Raw genomic sequence first — 17,968 nt, 5'->3', positions numbered from 1 at the left:
AAAGCACTCGAAGCTTTTTGCTCGTGAAGCAGCAAAGTCAATTAAGACATAACCTGATCTTGATGACTTCCGAAAAATGTTAACCAAGGTGACCGTTGAAACAGCGTTAAACGCTGAACTCGATGAGCACCTTGGATATCAAAAACACCAATCTAGAACCGGATCCAACTCCCGCAATGGCTACTCGGTCAGGTCCATCATCACCGATGATGGAGAGGTCGACATCGACATCCCGCGCGAACGTGAAGCTAGTTTTGAACCTCAACTCGTCCGCAAGCACCAAACTCGGTTCCAATCCATGGATGACAAGATATAGAGTCTGTACGCGAAAGGCATGACCACACGTGAAATCGTCGCAACGTTCAAGGAAATGTATGATGCGGATGTCTCGCGAACGCTGATATCAAAAGTCACCGACTCGGTGCTTGAGCAAGTGATTGAATGGCAGTCGCAACCTCTCGACGCAATTTACCCTATCGTCTATCTCGATTGCATCGTGGTTAAGGTGCGTCAAGACAAGCAAGTCATCAACAAAGCAGTCTATCTTGCGCTAGGCGTCAACATGGAAGGCCAAAAAGAACTGCTCGGTATGTGGCTCTCTGAAACGGAAGGTGCTAAGTTCTGGCTCAACGTGCTGACCGAGCTTCAAAATCGTGGGGTAAAAGACATCCTTATCGCTTGCGTTGACGGACTCAAGGGCTTTCCTGACGCCATCAACACCGCGTTCCCAGAGACGCAAATACAGCTCTGTATCGTCCACATGGTGCGAAACTCGGTTAAGTACGTCCCTTGGAAAGACTACAAAGCGGTGACGATTGACCTGAAGAAAATCTACCAATCAGCCACAGAGGATGAGGCTCTGCTGGCTCTAGAGCAGTTCTCTGACCGATGGGATAGTAAATATCCTCAAATCAGTCGATCTTGGACGGCGCATTGGGACAACCTCAACACCCTGTTTAACTACCCAGAGGATATTCGCCGAGCCATTTATACGACTAACGCCATTGAATCCCTCAAAAGAATTATTAGAAAAGCGATCAAGAAGCGCAAGCTCTTCCCAACAGATGAATCAGCTCGAAAAGTGATCTACCTGGCTATCCGAGATGCTTCCAAGAAGTGGACGATGCCGATTAGAAACTGGCGACAAGCTCTAAACCGCTTTATGATTATGTTCGAAGACCGACTCACTGAATACATGTAACCCCGACAGTTACACAGAATTATTTACAGGGTCCTTGTCTATGCCCCAAAACGAGTTAGAAACAGTACTCGTGAAGAATACGGGGTGGACCATTTTCATTTGATTCTCTCATGCACGACTGCAGCTTTTCATATCTTAGTATCGTTTCTTGTCTAAACTCAGCATTCCTAATTAGGGGCGAAGCTTATTTTGGACAGTATACCTCTCCAGAGCGGTTTGAACTGAGAATGAGCACTATCTTTCTATACGACATTCGTCTGCAATGCAGGCGGCGCAATCGTGGGGCAGACTACGTGTTCAGCTTTGAGGTGATACATCTCAATATCTGGATGACTAAAAAATCCCATTTCCCACGGGTTTTTAGTGATAAAGAGCTCTCTGACTTGCGCAAACACTTCGCTGTCCTTGGGGACATGATATACAGAACCTTGAATGATACTGTAATTCCACTCAATAGCATGTTCAAAAGTAAACGATGCCCTACCATCAATGGCAAAATAGCAGCGATTGTCTCTTTGTAACATCAGCCCCTTAAAAGTACTTGGGAAAGTAATGAAGAAAATATCGTCATCTACTGATGAAAGAAAAGCCATCACTGTAGTATGCGGCTGCTGACTTGCGTATGTCAGCAGTACACCGATTTTATTATCGTGCTCTTCTTCATCGATACGCGGAGCGTCAACTAATGGTGTCAGAGGCAATTGCTTTGTTTGACGAACATCTTTAGGAAACTGGTAATCGTCTGCCATATAGGTTTTGACAGCGGAAATACCATAAAACACCTGATACTCTAAGGCATCAAGCACCACTTCATTTTGGTTGATAACGGAACGAACATTCGCTTTGTATGAGAGACGATACACTGACAGCTCTGCATCGTACTCGGACACACCGGTACGATTATCTAGATGTAACGTCACTAATTGACCGTTGGTTAAGGCGTGGCCTTTCGGAAAGTTAAGTTTTAAGTGGGTTTCATCAGGGATCTCAACTCCGCAGATATACACGTCCATTTCGTCGGAACCTTGCTGATAGGTCCCTAGTACACCAAGTACTTGCTTACCTATTAAATCCTTAAGCGGCTGATTTTCCATGCTAACTCATTGCCCTGCTTGGCTCTTCTGTGAAGAAAAGTATAGCGCAAGAGCTTGAATCTCGTCATCACTTAATCCACGAGCATTAGGATACATTATCATTGCCATGCCGCCCTTGCGATCGCCACTACGATACGCCTTCAACGCATATTCTAAGTAACCTTGTTTTTGTCCAGCCAAATTGGGATTGGATTCAACCGGTGAAATTCCAGTTAATCCATGGCACCCGGCACAGCTGTGAGCAAGGTCTACGCCTATTTGATAAACCGGATCTTGGGTTACCTCGGCAGAACTCAGTGCAGAAAATGTCAGAGCTATTATACCTGCCAAAAAAAAATTGCTTTTCACTGTATCGACCTCTAAAAAGGCGCGGAGTCTGACTCCGCGCAACAAATCAACGAATAGGAAATGAAAGGATTTTCAGTTTAGGTATAAAGGTTTATTTACCTTCTTGTGCACCCCACATGCTGTTTGCATAAATAAGACCCAGACCGTAACCACCAGCGTGCTCCTTAGCGATATTCACTACTGCCTCGTAAGTATCTGCGCGGGCCCAATCACGTTGCAGTTCGAGCATATATTGAACCCAAGTAATTGGTTTAGCACCGGCTTGAATCATACGCTGTACCGCCATATCGTGAGCTTCTTTACTCACACCGCCTGAAGCGTCCGTGACAAAGTACACTTCATAACCTTGCTCGATGGCTGACAGCACTGGCATCACACCACATACTTCAGTCCAAAGTGCGGCAATAACAATCTTGTTCTTTTTGAATTTTTTAACTTGGTCTACCACTCGCTGGTCTTCCCAAGTGTTCATTGTGGTGCGGTCGATCGGTTTTTGATCCGGGAAGACTGCTTGGACTTCAGGAAAAATTGGGCCGCTAAATGATTTTTCAGCCACAGTCGTCAAAATCGTCGGTACTTCAAAAGCTTTTGCGGTTTTTGCTAGTCCTTCAACGTTATTTCTAACATCTTCAACATCATGAGAGCGTGTAGCAAATGCCATTTGAGGTTGATGATCGATCAAAATAAGTGTGTGGTTATCGGCGCTAAGTAGACTGTTTGCAGGTTCCGCTGCTGCTTGTGCCACAGGTGCCGTAATAGCTGCTGATAGAGTCGCTAATGCGACTAGATTTTTAACGAACTTTTTCATGATTTTTCCTCACTAGATTTTGTTTTTCCCTTGGCGTTTCCGCCTTTCGAAATACAATTTAAACGACACCTAAAATGGAAAAAATCAAAACAATTTGACTTATTAATTCAAATATTTTGAACTTATGATGATTTGTACGTTTTTCACTCTAAAAATCATAATGTTAAATTTACTCATAGCCATTAGTTCAACCCCCAGTCCAATTGACATAATTTTTCTACGAACCAGTCAAATGCTCGACCTTGTTGTTCCTTATGCCACGCAATAAACAGGTCCTGATCGGGTCTTGGGATTTCACACCGCTTCTCAACTAGCTCTCCTCTTTCAATATATGGAACCGCCATATGTTTAGGCAAAAAGCCGATTCCTAGCCCCTGCGCTTGAGCATTTAATTTGGTTTCCATCGAGTTTACCCGAATCACTCTTTTACTATTAAATAGCCCACTATCTCTTACCGGTAAGAGTTGAGACGTATCAGAAACGACAATAGCCGGATATGCACTGAGTGTTTTCGCTTCCAATATACCTTCATATTCTGCCAACGGATGATCAGGGGATACGGCAAACACAAAAGAGAGCTCACCTATCCTATGAGTTTGAAACAGCCCTTTCGGTAATTCGCCCGTCGCACCTATCACTATATCTACTCGTCTTGAGTGCAAAGCATCCCAACCTCCACCTAGCACTTCTACCCCCAAGCTAACATCCACTTTATGTTCAAGTGTATTGAAGTCTTCAATGAGGTCGAACAAGGGTTGAGGGGCAATCACGGTATCTCTGGCTATTCTTATTTCGTTCTCCCAGCCGCTTTCTAGTTGCTGCACCGAGTCGACAAGTCGATTAGCGGCAAGAAGAATTTCTCTGCCATGTTCTAACACCAATTGACCAGCAGGAGTAAGTTGTGCACGTTGCCGGGAGCGATCAAATAAAGCGACCCCCATGTCTTCTTCAAGTTTTTTTATTGTATAGGTTAAGGCTGAAGGTACTTTGTACAAAGATTCAGCCGCTGCGGCAAAGCTGCCTTTTTTATCGATAGCATCTAATGCTCTCAAAGCGTCTATGGTTATGGCGTTATGCATGACTCCCTCATATTCAAATATTTTGAATTTACCATTCAAAATGTTCCGATTTTCTCCTAAATCTAACATACATAAACTTGTATTCAACGCTTGAGAGCGAATCTTTAAGGGCTCTCAAATTAAATGAAAAAATATTGAAAATTATTGAGGAATAAAAATGAAAGATCTCATCCAAAAAGTATCAAAATCTGAAGCTGGCTACGGAGCATTGGCATTACGTATCCCTGTAGGTTTTATTTTTATGGCCTACGGCGCGCAAAAACTGTTTGGTTGGTTTGGAGGCTATGGATTGGAAGGAACTGGTCAATGGATGGCTTCAATTGGCCTAGGTCCCGGTGTGCTAATGGCATTATTAGCAGGAAGTGCGGAGTTTTTCGGCGGTTTATTCATTCTACTCGGTTTGTTAACTCGCCCGGCAGCACTCTCTCTAGCAATGACCATGATTGTCGCTATTTTCGCTGTTCACTTTGAAAACGGTCTGTTTATGGCCAACAACGGGTATGCATTTGGTCTTGCATTATTAGCTGCAAGCGTATCGCTGGTATTCTCTGGCGCAGGCAAAGCGGCTCTTGATCAATTCGTAGCCAAAAAGTTAGCTTAATGAATCTAAATATAGGAGATAACAAAATGATCAGTGTAAGACATTCTCATGAGCGTGGCCGCGCAAACTTCGGTTGGTTAGATAGCAAACATACCTTTTCGTTTGGTAACTATTATGACCCAAAACATATGGGCTTCTCAGCATTGCGAGTCATCAACGATGACATTGTTGACCCGGGGGCCGGATTCGATACTCATGGTCACCGAGACATGGAAATCATCAGCTATGTTCTCGAAGGTTCAATAGAACATAAAGACAGCGAAGGTCACGTGCAAGTTCTTCCAGCTGGTGAATTCCAACTCATGTCAGCGGGAACTGGGATATACCACAGTGAATATAATGCATCGAAAAAAGACAATTTGCGATTTTTGCAAATCTGGATTCAGCCCAATACGTTCGGTAACAAGCCGGGATATGCACAAAAAGACTTTGGTAGGAATCCAGGTTTGACCACGATAGCAACGCCTACCGGAGAGGAGGGGACTCTACCTATCAAACAAGATGCTAAGCTCCACCAGTTGATACTAGAGCCGGGTACTGATTTAGACTTGGACATTGAGAGAGGGCGTAAAATCTACGTACATCAAATTGAAGGCACACTGTCTGTCGATGCGACTGAGCTCAACGCTGGCGATGGTGCCAAAATTGAGGATCAACAACGCATTAGCTTAGCTAACCAAGGAGAGATGAACGTTACCGCTTTGGTGTTTGATTTGCCCTAAATTCACTAATGTTTCCGAATTTATTGAACAAGACCCACATTTGTGTCCAGTTATCTGGGCATAAGAAGCAATTAAGATTGCTATTAACAAATCAGAGCAGGCAAACAGCCGCGCAATTATTGAACAAAGGAACATGATTATGTCTAAGCTACTTGTACTCAAATCGAGCATTCTTGGTGAACACTCGCAATCAAACCAACTTATTGACGCCGCAATAGAAGGCCAATCAAATGCACTTGTGCGAGATCTTGCTGCTAACCCATTGCCTGTTCTAGATGCTGAAGCCATGACCGCTATTAACAGTGGTGATGACCTAGCTGATGAACTCAAAGAGATTCAATCATTATCAAACACATTGGTTGATGAGCTAAAATCAGCAGACACTATCTTAATTGGCGCACCAATGTACAACTTTATGGTCCCTACTCAGTTGAAAAACTGGTTTGACTTACTTGCGCGTGCAGGCGTGACTTTCTCATACACAGAGCAGGGTCCTAAGGGGCTTATCGAAGATAAAAAGGTTATTGTTGTCACTACTCGTGGCGGTATTCACATAGGTGGAGAAAATGATCACGTGACCGGCTACCTAAAAACAATGCTTAGCTTCTTTGGCATTAGCAATGTGGAGTTTGTTTACGCTGAAGCGTTAAACCTAGGCGATGAGCCAGCTCAAGCTAGCCGCAACCAAGCGCGTGTAGAGCTTGCCGCTAAACTGTAATTCATCTCGCATGCCCCAAGTTAAAAAAACACGCTAACTTCACCACTAGCGTGTTTTTTATGGTTAAAGCAGAAGACGGCCCTCACTCGGTGGGGATTATCTCATGATGCATTAACCAGCTAATTGAGATGAACTTTGCTTAGCGTTAGTCATCGATTGCATCTAGATAGTTGTAGTGGATGGGTTAATTTGGCCACTAGCGGAGAGGTTTTGTAATACCTTTAGTAATCCATGAAATGCTAATTTAGGGTAAGATTTAACTCATTCCTGTCCAAAAATGAGTCTGGAAAGTTGGCTTATCGTGTGGCTTATTGGTTGTACCGCTTGTGTATAGAAGCAAAAAAAGAATGGGGAGCGCTTTTGCTTTTCATTGTCGTTTTTTATCGTTGCTAGTGGCATTACTTTTCTTGATTGCGTCACAGCCTTCAGGAGCAGTGATGGTCGCCTTCCTGCAGAGCCGCTTTTACATCTATTTTGTATTAAGTGCATTTACCCACACTAACGTTGACGGCTCCCGATTGGTTTATTCTGAGGTTGAGTTTACAGCCAATGATTGTTACTTTGTTTGGATGAAACGTATCTCGACACCTTCATCATTTTTCTTTTGGTGGCGCTCTAACTAGAGCGGCACGGGATTTTCACATTCTTAAGCTGCTGGAAGGTAGCTAAGACTGTGTTCTGATTATCTCCGGTAGCGATCTATTTACTAGGAGATAAACATGAACACTAACCGCTACTCTGAAAATTCAGAAGTCATCTTAACTGGTGACAGAGCTACAGGCCCATTACATCTTGGTCACTATATTGGTTCACTAAAGCAGCGTGTTGCTTTGCAGCATGCTAACGACCAAACTATCCTTGTTGCTGACATGCAAGGTTTAACAGATAACGCTCACAATCCATCTAAGGTATCTTCCAACATACTTAATGTCGTCGCCGATTATCTGGCGGTAGGCATTGACCCAAGTAAAACAACAATTTGTCTCCAGTCGCAGTTACCCGCATTAGCTGAACTAACGATGTATTACAGTAATCTTGTGACAATAGCGCGGTTAGAGCGAAATCCTACGGTGAAAAGTGAGATTCAAAATAAAGGCTTCGAGCGCTCAATCCCCGCTGGTTTTTTGACATATCCAATTTCTCAGGCCGCCGACATCACAGCCTTCAACGCGACTCTCGTTCCTGTAGGAGATGATCAACTGCCTATGCTTGAACAAACGAATGAAATAGTGAGGAAAATAAATACTCTAGCAGGGAAGACAGTTCTTAATGAATGCCGCCCACTACTAAGTAGTGCATCACGTCTACCTAGCACTGACGGAAAGAACAAGATGTCAAAATCAATGGGCAATGCTATCAATCTTGGTTCTTCCCCGAAGGAGATCAGTGCTGCAGTAAAATCAATGTTTACCGACCCAAATCACTTGAAGGTTGAGGATGCTGGTTGTGTTGAAGGAAACGTTGTTTTTACCTATCTTGATGCATTTCATCCAGACTCAAACTACATCACTCACTTGAAGGAACATTACCAACGAGGCGGTCTTGGTGATGGAACTACAAAGAAAATCCTTGAAGAATGTCTGCAAGAGCTACTTCGGCCAATTCGAGCGAAAAGAGCCGAACTACTCGATGATAAAGCACAGCTAATTAATATTTTGGCTGAAGGAAGCCAACTATCTAAAGAGAAAACTGAGAGGGTACTTTTTGATATTAAAGGTATATTTGGGCTAAACATCCTCTGAACAGACCTCACTTCGGGAGTGTTAACTCAAATTGAAGAATAATGCTCCCGAAGTGTTCAGAGTTGCCTTAATGCGTCATCTATTAAGCCAGTTTAAGATTGCCCGATTTGTTTCTTCCGGTAACTCTTGCTGTATCCAATGACCACAGTCTAAATGAATGACTTGGACATTGGGTACAAATGCTTTCAGATTCTCTGGTTGAGGTATCATGTCCCGATCACCATAAATCATCAGTGTCGGATGCTGGATCACAGGGTTTACATCCGATAATTGGTGCCAGTTCCGGTCAAGGTTTCTATACCAATTGATACTACCGTTAAACCCCGAAGCTCTAAAGGAAGATACATAGACGTCTAATTCAGACTCACTCATCACAGGCTCCCCAGAGGCCGTTTCCGATTGCGCGAGATTTATCATCATGCCGGACTCTGCACCTGGGGTGGGAGTATCTTTTCTGTACAAGTTATGAAGAAACTGAAATGTGTTCTCTTCTAGTATGGTATCTGCAACACCCGGTTGTTGATTAAAATGAACAAAGTAATAATCCGGGCCAAGTAGATGTGACATGAGCTCTATCCAGGGCACATCTCCACGCTCTTGATAGGGCAAGCTCAGGTTTATTATCTTGCTAACACGTGTGGGGTGTAATAAAGCTAGTCCCCAGACAACCATTGCTCCCCAATCATGACCAACAAAAATGGCATTGTCGTATCTATAGTGATCGAGCAGGGCAACAAGGTCACCAGATAAATGTTCGATATCATACGCCTCTACTTCTTTAGGAGATGAGGAATTTCCATAACCCCGTTGATTAGGAATGATGACATGGTAGCCCTCAGCTACGAGGGCAGGCACTTGGTAACGCCATGAAAAAGCGAGCTCTGGCCAGCCATGGCAAAGGATAATCGGATTCCCGACGTTTTCCTGACCAGCTTCGAACACTTCAAGTTCGATATTATTAACGGAAATTAATTTGGGCGTGGGAAAGTGATTAAAATCTAACATAGTCCTTCTCCTGAGTGGTGGCATGGTTGTTCTACATTTAAGCTATACGGCTATCTATTAAGATAATTGTCTGAGTCGAAACAACATTTGGATCCACTGACAAACAATGTTAAGTAATGTATAACTTAATGGTGACACCAGTTGGCACTAAATATCAGGAAGTGTAAAAATGAATGTGAGAGTACGACAAGATGCCATCATTCGTAATCTTCGACGAAACGGAATATTAACCGTAGCGGGTTTGGCTGAAAGTGTTGGTGCATCAAGGCGTACAGTACTACGGGATATCAGTACGTTGAGGGAAGAAGGGTTTGTTATTCACTCGGAAGCAGGGCCTGGAGGGGGGCTTCGACTTGAGCCTCAGTCCGTCTTAACCAGCGCTCGAATTTCTGTTGTTGAGGTATTTTCTCTTATCATCAGTGTGACCGCGATACGTTCAACAGGGAGTATGCCATTTTCTAATATTGCCGATACCGGCTTAGCAAAAATAGAGGACTTATTGTCTTCAGATAAAGTCAAAGATCTGCGCCGCTTATTGGATGGTCTATATATTGGAAAGCTCGCACCAGGTGTAGATACAACTAACATAGGAGAGATAGATACCAACCTTTTGCCTGTTTTCGAAACGGCTTTTTTGCAGCGACAAATTATCCGTTTCAAATACTTTGATGCGAAAGGTGTTACAACGAGTCGTGAAGTAGAACCGCAAGCCATACTGATACTGTGGCCTCTCTGGTATCTGGTCGCATGGGATCCACTACGAAATGATTTTCGCCACTTTCGTATGGATAGAATTAAACTACCTGAGCGTGTTGAAGGTAGTAAATTTCGCCAGCGTTACGTACCGTTTGAAGATAACGTTTCTCAATATCGTAACCTGGCTCGTTGACCACCCAAAATTTTTTGTTCTAGGCTCAACTGACACAAAACTTATCAAAAGTGTTTACTGGTTGACCATACAGGCTTTAATTGCCCTTTGAAATTGGATTACTCCCTTCCGAATAGTGAGACTCATATGGGCACCTACTACCACACTATTGCTAGTGTTGGCAGCTTATGCGGTGGTAATGTAAGTCCTAACATGGGGCCTGGTCAGGGACTTGGATAATGTCATACCCATATGAGTTATCGATAGAGCACAACCAATGCTCACCATGCACCTTTTTAAAGACATAGGTTGCTTTATGGTTACTTCTGGGTAATTCGGCGCTGATACAACCGTATTCGCCAGCACTAAAGCTGTATCACCAGACTCCAAAATTTCTAAACCGTTTTGGTTAACTCTCAGCCCGTTTCTGAAATAAACAGCTTAAGCCTCAAACGCTTTTCTGATGGCTTGTTTGCCAACAACGTTCTTGCCAGGCTCGACCACTAATACAGCGTCACAAGTATAGATAGATATTAACGTATCAAAATCTTCCGCAACTATCGCTTTATCAGTTTTTTCTATTTGATTGATTATTGGATGACACATGTTCCAACACCCGTGTCACACATTGATACTCTCCTGAGCGTTATAGAGAACGGGCATTTCATTTTTCCAGATACTCCAGGTTTGAGGTGAAGAAATCAATTCCACCATAAAACTGGCGACATTGATGCGACTGCTCTTCATTGACGCAAATATGGGGTCACAAAGCGGTGAGGGGTGGACAGAAAACTCCGTTTTAAATGGTTGGTCAACCAAGCTATCTGGTCTGACTGCAACCCACTCCAATGAGGAGGAAGAACCGGAAATATTGTATTGCAGGTACTGGGCAGCTTCTTCATTATCCACATGGGGAGGGATGGTTTTTCTTAACAGCTTAATAACCATTTTATGCATCCAGGAAACTGACTCACCTTTTAGTGCGTTTTGATATCCAGACGTACTCATCAAAACAAACTTTACTGGCTGCAATGGTTTCAGTTCTGCAACAGCTCTGCATATCCGCTTTGTGGTGTCTGCTACCAGTTTTCTTGGTTGGCCGTAAATTCCCTTCAGCGTCAAATTGTGCCCAAGGCAGCAAATCACAGCTTCGCAACCTCTGACATGGAAAAGCAATTGCTCCTCAGATAAATCAACTATGCTGGCAACCACTACTTCTACCTGAGTGTTGTCGATAAGGTCAGTTTCTACTCTATCTAATGATCGCACAATGGCTTTTACGTGGTAACCCCGCGAGATTAGTTCTCTTACGACAAGTCGCCCTGTTGCTCCTGTCGCCCCCAACACTAAAACTGTCATAAATAACCTCAATAAAACAATTGTGCAGATACTATATCTATACATATAGTTATGGTAATTACTTAAAAGTGTATAGAGGTATACATATTTGTATGAATTGGAAATCAATTTCTTTTGACTGGAATCGGACAAGGGCCTTTTTAGCAACTGCAGAGCTTGGAAGTTTGTCTGCAGCAGCAAAATCTTTATGTGTGACACAACCAACGCTGAGTCGTCAGGTGTCAGCCCTGGAGCAAGAGCTTGGAGTGTCTCTTTTTGAGCGCTCAGCCCATAAGTTAAAACTCACTCGCAGCGGTGTTGAGTTGCTTAATATCGCTCGCGAAATGGGAGATGTAGCCCACAAGTTTTCGATGGCTGCAAATGGCCACTCGGAAGATCTGACAGGCGTTGTTGTGATTTCAGCTTGTCAGCTTGATGCCATGTATAGGTTGCCACCGATTATTAGCAAGTTGAGACATGAAGAGCCAAATATATCCATAGAGCTGGTCGTTACAAACGATGTGAGTGATTTAAAACGTAGAGATGCCGATATTGCCATTCGAAGTTTTCAACCTACCCAGCCGAGTCTCATTGCAAAGAAGCTAGGAGAAGAGCGAATTTATTTATATGGTACCAGAGAGTACCTCCAACCGTTCGTTAATGTAAGGGCTATCGAGAACTTCCAGGAGCTGCAAATTATAGGTTTTGGAAACAACAGCAGAGTAATTGAACAGTTTGCTGATTATGGTTGGCAGCTAGTTGAAGATAATTTCAAGCTTTCTACTGAATTTCAGCCTGCTCAACTCGAGTTATGCAAAAACCATTTAGGGTTGATGTATTTGCCAGAAGACATAGCGAAGCAAGAACCCAAACTTATTCGAGCTCCCGATGATTTCTTTCCGATGATGCAGATACCACTCTGGCTTGTATGTCATGAGGAGCTTAGAACGAACATTCGAGTTTGCCGGGTGTTTGATCTATTGGCTGCAGAGTTGGAAACTGTTGATATTCCCTAATTGGCCATTCATTTCATTGTAAGGACCCCATCTTCAGATGAGAGCCCGGACAGGCGAAATTGAAGTTTAAAACCGTAGTTCAAAAGGCTAAAGCTTGCACAAGCTTTTCTCGGAATAACTAGTATTGGTGTCAAGTTATGTCACCAATACTAGTTATAATCCTCGTCATCCTAAGTTGAAAAGGTAGGCGTCTGTTAGAGTTTCGGAGATGTCTCCAATTGTAAACCGTTCATTCGTTTAACCTTTAAAAGTGCAAAAAAAAAACAAAGCAAGATTGTTTGGAGACAATAAATGTCAGCAGTCCTATTTTTTAAGAATCAAGAAGAAATGCACGCCTGGTTAGAGTTAAATCATGCTAAGCAAACTGAGGTTTGGGTGGGTTTTTATAAAAAAGGCTCTCGAAAGTTATGCTTTACATGGTCCGAATCAGTTGACATCGCGCTTTGTTTCGGTTGGATAGATGGCATCCGGAAATCAATAGATAAAGAGAGTTATAAAATTCGTTTCTCACCTCGGAAGATAGATAGTGTTTGGAGTGCTGTGAACGTGAAGAAAGTGCAGAATCTTCTAAAAATGGGGAAAATGAGGTCGGAGGGCATTTTGTTATTTGACAATCGAAATGACGAGAAAGGCTATTCCTCTGAACAAAGAAATGTCCCGTTAGATAGGAAGTATGAAGAGTCACTTAAGGCGAATGCACCCGCCTGGCAATACTTTACTAGTTTAGCGCCTTCGTACAGAAGAGATTCGATATGGTGGGTTATGACTGCCAAGAAAGAAGAAACTCGTGATAAAAGATTGCATGTACTCATTGAATCATCTGCAGCAGGTCAAAAATACCTATGTTACGTAAACATAAGTAAAAATGATTCCTACCCAATATGTGCTATCGAAATGATGATCACTATTAAGTTTTTGTTAGATTAGAAAGCTAGTGGGGTTGGTCAAAGGGGATCAACTGGTTGAAGAGAGTTACTCAGAAGAGTGATAGATATTTAAACGTCTATATCCGCAAGCTTTTAATGGATGGGATTGTACTTTTGTATAGATCTGTAAATGTTTCTGTTGACCTAAATTAAATGTGAAGGCAAAGTGAGTTGTGAGTCCATTCTAGTATGAGTCGGATGTTTTTGGAAAAGGAAGTTTGAAGTTGTCAAGAACTGATAATAACAACTATGTTTCTGTCGCTGCGGCTCTCGACCTTATTGATGAACTTAACATGGTTAATTTGGAACATAAGGACGTGAGGTTACAGCAACTGCTACAGAAGCTTTCTTCCCTTGATTTGATCGATCGTTTACCCATCGCTGACTATATCTACCTTTGGGGAGTGATTCGCAAGAATCACACTATTCCTGAGATCGGACTCAATCTTGGTCAAAAGATTAATCCAAGTTCTAAAGGTGTACTAGCTTGCTGGGTTAGTCAAACAAGCTCTCTAGCTGAAGCGGTAGATATCTTCGTTGAGAATACTTCTCTGATGAATACTGCGGAACAATGGCACATGGATAACGATGGGTTGACTTGCACCCTGAAGCTGACTATTCATAAATGTAATGAGTACCCTTCGATAGCCGTCGAAAGAAGTATGAGCGCAATGGTTGCTTGGGCTAACTTGCTAAGCGGGAACAAGGCCAACATATCAAGGGCAAGTTTTACTTTTGATGCTCCGAGCTACAAGCGTAAGCTTGAACTAGTATTTGGAAAGAATATAACCTTTTCATCCAACGTCAATTCCCTAGAGTTTCCTTCAATGTTCTTAGAGGAACCAATCCAAACGAGCAGTAAACTCCTTAAAAGTATCGCGGAGCAAAAAGCCAAGGAGGTATTAGTAACTATTCAGGGTGATTCAAATATCAAGGATAAGACAAAGGCATTAGTCGTTGATTGTTTGGGCAAGGGTCACCCCCCCTATATAGATGTGATTGCTGAGCAACAGCATATGAGCAGACAAACACTATATCGAAGACTCAAAGAAGAGGGATCGAATTTCAAAAAAATTGTTGACCAAGTCCGTAGCGAAAGAGTTAGAAGCTTGATTAGTTCTGGCCAGCATAGTATTACCGAAATATGTTTTAGCCTCGGATTTAAAGAACCATCAAGTTTTTACAAAGCGTTTAAAAGGTGGTTTGGAGTTACACCAGCACAGTACATCAATGGTTAGCTAGATGATTTTGTCACTCCGTATCGAATCTATGGTTCTCTTCCTATCTGACAAATAGTTTCGCTTCCAACTCCCTGACGGTATAACAGGCTTAGTAGTTGATAGTACTTGCACATCAAGCAGTACGACCGTATCTATCAGTTGAGCAGCAATGTTAAGTATAGTAGTGTTCTCTTAAATTTTTAATGCGTTCGGCTATCTCTCCATAAGCTCCATCATAATCAATTACAGTTCTAGGCGTATAAGCACAACCCACAATTGAGAGTGTTATCAAGCCAATTGTTATAGATTTCAATCTAACTAGATTAACCAACTTAATCAAAAGTAGTATCCGATCGTTGCTCCCCATCCAAAGCCACCAGCGTCTCTATTTTCACCGCTCAGCTCCACATCGACACTTGAATAACGAGCGTCAAGACCCACAGACCAATGACTGTAAAAGCGAAAGTCGATACCACCCCCAACCCAATAGCCAGTACCAGTACCCTCATGGGTGGTTTTGGTTCCCGAGTTGATTTCCTCTAGTTCGACTGCTACGAAACTGACGCCACTACCCAAATAAGGTGTAAAAACACTTGATGCAGTTTGGGGGTGATATCTTAGACCGATGTTCATTTCACCTATAGCTGATTCTGTTGCTTTACCAGCTACTTTGTTTTCGTAGCTATTGCCATGAAGGTCAAATGCTATACCGAATGGCAGGGCTGCAGTTTGAAACGTCGAAAGGACGGCAAACGTGTGCATTGAGTCATCTTTGCCCCAGTTTGATTCTAATGTTTTATTACCAACCATTACCTTTATAGAAGTTTGACTATCTGCTGCATTTGCAACACCACCAGTTAGCAGCGCCAAACCAATCACAGTGAGTAAGATGGGTTTCTTCTTCATGTTAAGTCCTTTATTTATTGCCCTTTATCGGCAAAATTCTGTCGGCGGAAGTATGTAGAGGGCCAATTTATCAAACAAATAGAACCGCAATGATGTCTATCGGTTACAATCTATTGTCCTTAGGTTTCAGTTTATTTCACCGGCTTGTGTTCAAAGCTAATCTATCTAGTATCGTCATAGCGTGATGTGGTGTTAGCAGTTAAAGGGAAAGTAGTAGTGGACAGATTACAAAAATTTCTAGGTGCTGCAGCTTGGATTGAAGCACTCATTTATATCCTTGCCTTTGTATACTTTGGTGCTTTTTGGGCATATCCCTCGGAGGGTAGTGCATCAGAAAAAATGGCCTATTTGTCAGAAAATCAGCTTTCTTTTTCAATGATGTATTTTCTGATGTATGTCGTGTTTGGAGTTTTTCTTTCCGTACTTGTTGTGGGAATATTTGAAAAACTAGAATCTACAAATGATCCACTTGTTAAAGTCGGCTCAGTCTTCGGCTTTGTTTGGGTTGTTCTGGTCATTGCAAGTGGCATGCTGGCGAATATTGGGCTTGCACATGCTATTGAACTAATGGATGTATCTGTAGAGAAAGCTTTTGATACGTGGAGAGTGATTTCAGTAATAGTTGAAAGTCTTGGAGGAGGAAACGAACTAGTTGGTGGGCTTTGGGTTCTATTACTTAGCCAAGCAGCTTTAAAGGTGAAGATACTTCCACGAGGGCTCAATTACCTTGGCATGACTGTAGGAGTTGCTGGAATTTCGACAGTATATCCCGCTGAAGTCTTAACTGAAATTTTTGGTATCACTCAGACTCTATGGTTTGTCTGGTTAGGTGTGTTCATGTTAGGTAAGCACTCCACTAATAAGTTAGCAGATAGTTAGAGCGTGTGGTGATTCATCGCAGGCTGAATGCTAATGAAACTGAATGAACTTTATGAACGGTGACAGTTCGACGGTGTAAAGTAATAAAGTGAAGATGTCAATTGTCTAGCGTTAGTATAAGTCAAATTATTTCAATATCTTAGATTAGCTTGTAAATTTCATTAGGAAAGAATGCAGAGACTAATAGAGTCCTATCTTTACCAACAGGCCTTATTTTAAAGAGAGTATATGTCTGCAGAAATTTTATTCATTAGACTACAGGTGTTTGTTTTTACATTGGTATTGCTAATGATTCAGGCTCTTGTCTTCCCGACTAACTCGTTTGCTAGTCAATCAGATGATGGTGAAAGCCGCTTTTTCTCACTCAAAGAAATTCAGCTTTCTGAAAAAAAGGAATTAGCGCCTTTGGATTTTATACCGTCAAGCGATGGTGTACCACTCGCTTTTAGAACTTACCGTTCCAAAAATACTAAAGCTATTCTGATTTTCTATCACGGTGCAGGGGCACATAGTGGGCTTCTATATAACCATGTCGGAGTGGGGTTGAGAGACGAGTTTCAAATGACGGTATACATGCCTGATATCAGAGGGCATGGGAGCTCGGGTGGCGCGAGAGGGGATGCACCCAGTGAAAACCAAGTTTGGCATGATATTACAACAATGATTAATCATATTAGGACTTTACATCCTACTACACCTATTTTCTTAGGTGGTCATTCAGCGGGTGCGGGACTGGTACTGAATTACTCGAGCTGGGAGCAGCGGCACGCCGTAGCAGGTTATGCTCTTGTCGCACCATACTTAGGTTTTCGTTCAAAAACAAACCGTGAATCTGATGATGAGGAGTATAGTTTTTCAGAGGTAAATGTAGCTAAATTTGTAGTTAATTCAATAACTAAAGGTCTGTTTTTTAGCCATTCAAAAGCTGTGGAATTTAGCTTTCCCGAAGACATTCTCGAGAAAAACCCAGAAATAGTGACTTTTAATACAGTGGCAATGTCTAACGCGGTAACCCCAAGCTCCCCAGATATCCAATTGCATCAATTGAAACGATTTGGGCTTTGGATAGGCTCTGAGGACGAAGCTTTTGATCCGGATAAGGTCATAGAATTTGTAGAGAATAATACTCATAAACATGCAGATGTAGAAATCGATGTTCTTGATGGGGAGAAACATTTCTCTATTGTTCTCAAAGCAGCGGAGGTCATAGGTTCATGGATGTTGCGTATGCACGAACAAGATTTTTAAGGCGTGTTGAGTTGCGCGTATAAGACGTCGACCAATGATGTTGCATGAGCCGAAAGCTGCGATTGGTGCATTAGGACTTCAAACTGTATCCTGGTGTCTGTCCACACTGCCGTTAAAAGTCGCGTTTTCATTGAGAAGTATAAGCCACTCTGGTTTGCGAATGTGTAGTTGTTAGCCAAAGACTTGTTAAGCAATGCTCACCTTGGACGGCTTGAGTTATTGTGATGATGAGATGGAGTCGATAAGGGT

18 protein-coding genes and 1 pseudogene are annotated in these 17,968 nt (G+C 42.5%); 11 read left to right on the top strand and 8 right to left on the bottom strand.

All coding sequences use genetic code 11. The features are described 5' to 3' along the window. Positions 1-40: 40 nt before the first annotated feature. A pseudogene (locus ViNHUV68_RS07370) lies at positions 41-1,201 on the top strand (IS256 family transposase). 242 nt (positions 1,202-1,443) lie between these two features. Here the strand turns inward: ViNHUV68_RS07370 and ViNHUV68_RS07365 are convergent. The 4 genes from ViNHUV68_RS07365 to ViNHUV68_RS07350 all read right to left on the bottom strand — a co-directional run bounded on the left by ViNHUV68_RS07365 (position 1,444) and on the right by ViNHUV68_RS07350 (position 4,599). Then, entirely contained in the window at positions 1,444-2,295 is an 852-nt protein-coding gene (locus ViNHUV68_RS07365; protein WP_391086900.1) for a hypothetical protein, read from the bottom strand. A gap of 6 nt (positions 2,296-2,301) precedes the next feature. Further along, the gene (locus tag ViNHUV68_RS07360) at positions 2,302-2,625 is read right to left on the bottom strand and encodes a c-type cytochrome (RefSeq protein WP_391086897.1); all 324 of its coding nucleotides are present in this window, start codon (positions 2,623-2,625) and stop codon (positions 2,302-2,304) included. 109 nt (positions 2,626-2,734) lie between these two features. Then, entirely contained in the window at positions 2,735-3,451 is a 717-nt protein-coding gene (locus ViNHUV68_RS07355; RefSeq protein ID WP_372224962.1) for a hydrolase, read from the bottom strand. 182 nt (positions 3,452-3,633) lie between these two features. Next, positions 3,634-4,599 carry a LysR substrate-binding domain-containing protein gene (locus tag ViNHUV68_RS07350; RefSeq protein WP_391086894.1) on the bottom strand — a complete coding sequence of 322 codons (966 nt, stop codon included), beginning with the start codon at positions 4,597-4,599 and terminating at the stop codon, positions 3,634-3,636. A gap of 88 nt (positions 4,600-4,687) precedes the next feature. Here ViNHUV68_RS07350 and ViNHUV68_RS07345 point away from each other — a divergent pair, with 88 nt between their 5' ends. The 4 genes from ViNHUV68_RS07345 to trpS all read left to right on the top strand — a co-directional run bounded on the left by ViNHUV68_RS07345 (position 4,688) and on the right by trpS (position 8,313). After that, complete coding sequence (locus tag ViNHUV68_RS07345) at positions 4,688-5,131, top strand: DoxX family protein (protein ID WP_372224958.1); 444 nt, start codon at positions 4,688-4,690, stop codon at positions 5,129-5,131. A gap of 26 nt (positions 5,132-5,157) precedes the next feature. Beyond that, entirely contained in the window at positions 5,158-5,853 is a 696-nt protein-coding gene (locus tag ViNHUV68_RS07340; RefSeq protein WP_391086891.1) for a pirin family protein, read from the top strand. A gap of 139 nt (positions 5,854-5,992) precedes the next feature. Beyond that, on the top strand, positions 5,993-6,571 hold the full coding sequence (locus tag ViNHUV68_RS07335; RefSeq protein ID WP_391086888.1) for an NAD(P)H-dependent oxidoreductase: 579 nt from the start codon (positions 5,993-5,995) through the stop codon (positions 6,569-6,571). 719 nt (positions 6,572-7,290) lie between these two features. Beyond that, positions 7,291-8,313: a tryptophan--tRNA ligase gene (gene trpS, locus ViNHUV68_RS07330; protein ID WP_391086885.1), complete on the top strand. Its 1,023-nt coding sequence runs from the start codon at positions 7,291-7,293 to the stop codon at positions 8,311-8,313. 75 nt (positions 8,314-8,388) lie between these two features. Here trpS and ViNHUV68_RS07325 read toward each other — a convergent pair whose 3' ends face one another. Then, positions 8,389-9,318, bottom strand: coding sequence for an alpha/beta fold hydrolase (locus tag ViNHUV68_RS07325; protein WP_391086882.1), 930 nt, complete (start codon positions 9,316-9,318; stop codon positions 8,389-8,391). Between the two features lie 169 nt (positions 9,319-9,487). Between ViNHUV68_RS07325 and ViNHUV68_RS07320 the strand changes: the two genes are divergently transcribed. Further along, complete coding sequence (locus tag ViNHUV68_RS07320; RefSeq protein ID WP_391086879.1) at positions 9,488-10,207, top strand: WYL domain-containing protein; 720 nt, start codon at positions 9,488-9,490, stop codon at positions 10,205-10,207. A gap of 420 nt (positions 10,208-10,627) precedes the next feature. On the opposite strand, the gene ViNHUV68_RS07315 is transcribed toward ViNHUV68_RS07320, so the two are convergent. Next, a complete protein-coding gene (locus tag ViNHUV68_RS07315; RefSeq protein WP_391086877.1) occupies positions 10,628-10,792 on the bottom strand; it encodes a hypothetical protein in 165 nt (54 codons plus the stop codon). Between the two features lie 15 nt (positions 10,793-10,807). Continuing rightward, positions 10,808-11,545 carry an NAD(P)H-binding protein gene (locus ViNHUV68_RS07310; protein ID WP_391086874.1) on the bottom strand — a complete coding sequence of 246 codons (738 nt, stop codon included), beginning with the start codon at positions 11,543-11,545 and terminating at the stop codon, positions 10,808-10,810. A 92-nt stretch (positions 11,546-11,637) separates the two neighbouring features. Between ViNHUV68_RS07310 and ViNHUV68_RS07305 the strand changes: the two genes are divergently transcribed. The 3 genes from ViNHUV68_RS07305 (at position 11,638) to ViNHUV68_RS07295 (ending at position 14,704) form a co-directional block, all read left to right on the top strand. Further along, complete coding sequence (locus tag ViNHUV68_RS07305) at positions 11,638-12,540, top strand: LysR substrate-binding domain-containing protein (protein ID WP_391086872.1); 903 nt, start codon at positions 11,638-11,640, stop codon at positions 12,538-12,540. Between the two features lie 291 nt (positions 12,541-12,831). Next, complete coding sequence (locus ViNHUV68_RS07300; protein WP_391086869.1) at positions 12,832-13,467, top strand: YdeI/OmpD-associated family protein; 636 nt, start codon at positions 12,832-12,834, stop codon at positions 13,465-13,467. Between the two features lie 223 nt (positions 13,468-13,690). Continuing rightward, positions 13,691-14,704 (top strand): helix-turn-helix domain-containing protein, encoded by a 1,014-nt coding sequence (locus ViNHUV68_RS07295; protein ID WP_391086866.1) that lies wholly within the window; start codon positions 13,691-13,693, stop codon positions 14,702-14,704. A 318-nt stretch (positions 14,705-15,022) separates the two neighbouring features. Here the strand turns inward: ViNHUV68_RS07295 and ViNHUV68_RS07290 are convergent, their stop codons facing one another. Then, positions 15,023-15,592, bottom strand: a complete 570-nt coding sequence (locus tag ViNHUV68_RS07290; protein WP_391086863.1) for an outer membrane beta-barrel protein — start codon at positions 15,590-15,592, stop codon at positions 15,023-15,025. 216 nt (positions 15,593-15,808) lie between these two features. On the opposite strand from ViNHUV68_RS07290, the gene ViNHUV68_RS07285 reads away from it, so the two are divergent. Next, complete coding sequence (locus ViNHUV68_RS07285) at positions 15,809-16,471, top strand: hypothetical protein (protein WP_391086860.1); 663 nt, start codon at positions 15,809-15,811, stop codon at positions 16,469-16,471. Positions 16,472-16,699: 228 nt separating this feature from the next. After that, on the top strand, positions 16,700-17,719 hold the full coding sequence (locus tag ViNHUV68_RS07280; RefSeq protein ID WP_391086857.1) for an alpha/beta fold hydrolase: 1,020 nt from the start codon (positions 16,700-16,702) through the stop codon (positions 17,717-17,719). Positions 17,720-17,968 lie beyond the last annotated feature (249 nt).

It is taken from the genome of Vibrio sp. NH-UV-68 (assembly GCF_042940635.1).
Lineage (GTDB): Bacteria > Pseudomonadota > Gammaproteobacteria > Enterobacterales > Vibrionaceae > Vibrio > Vibrio pacinii.
The sequence above is the reverse complement of the archived record's forward strand: the minus strand, read 5'-3'. Positions and strand labels throughout refer to the sequence as shown.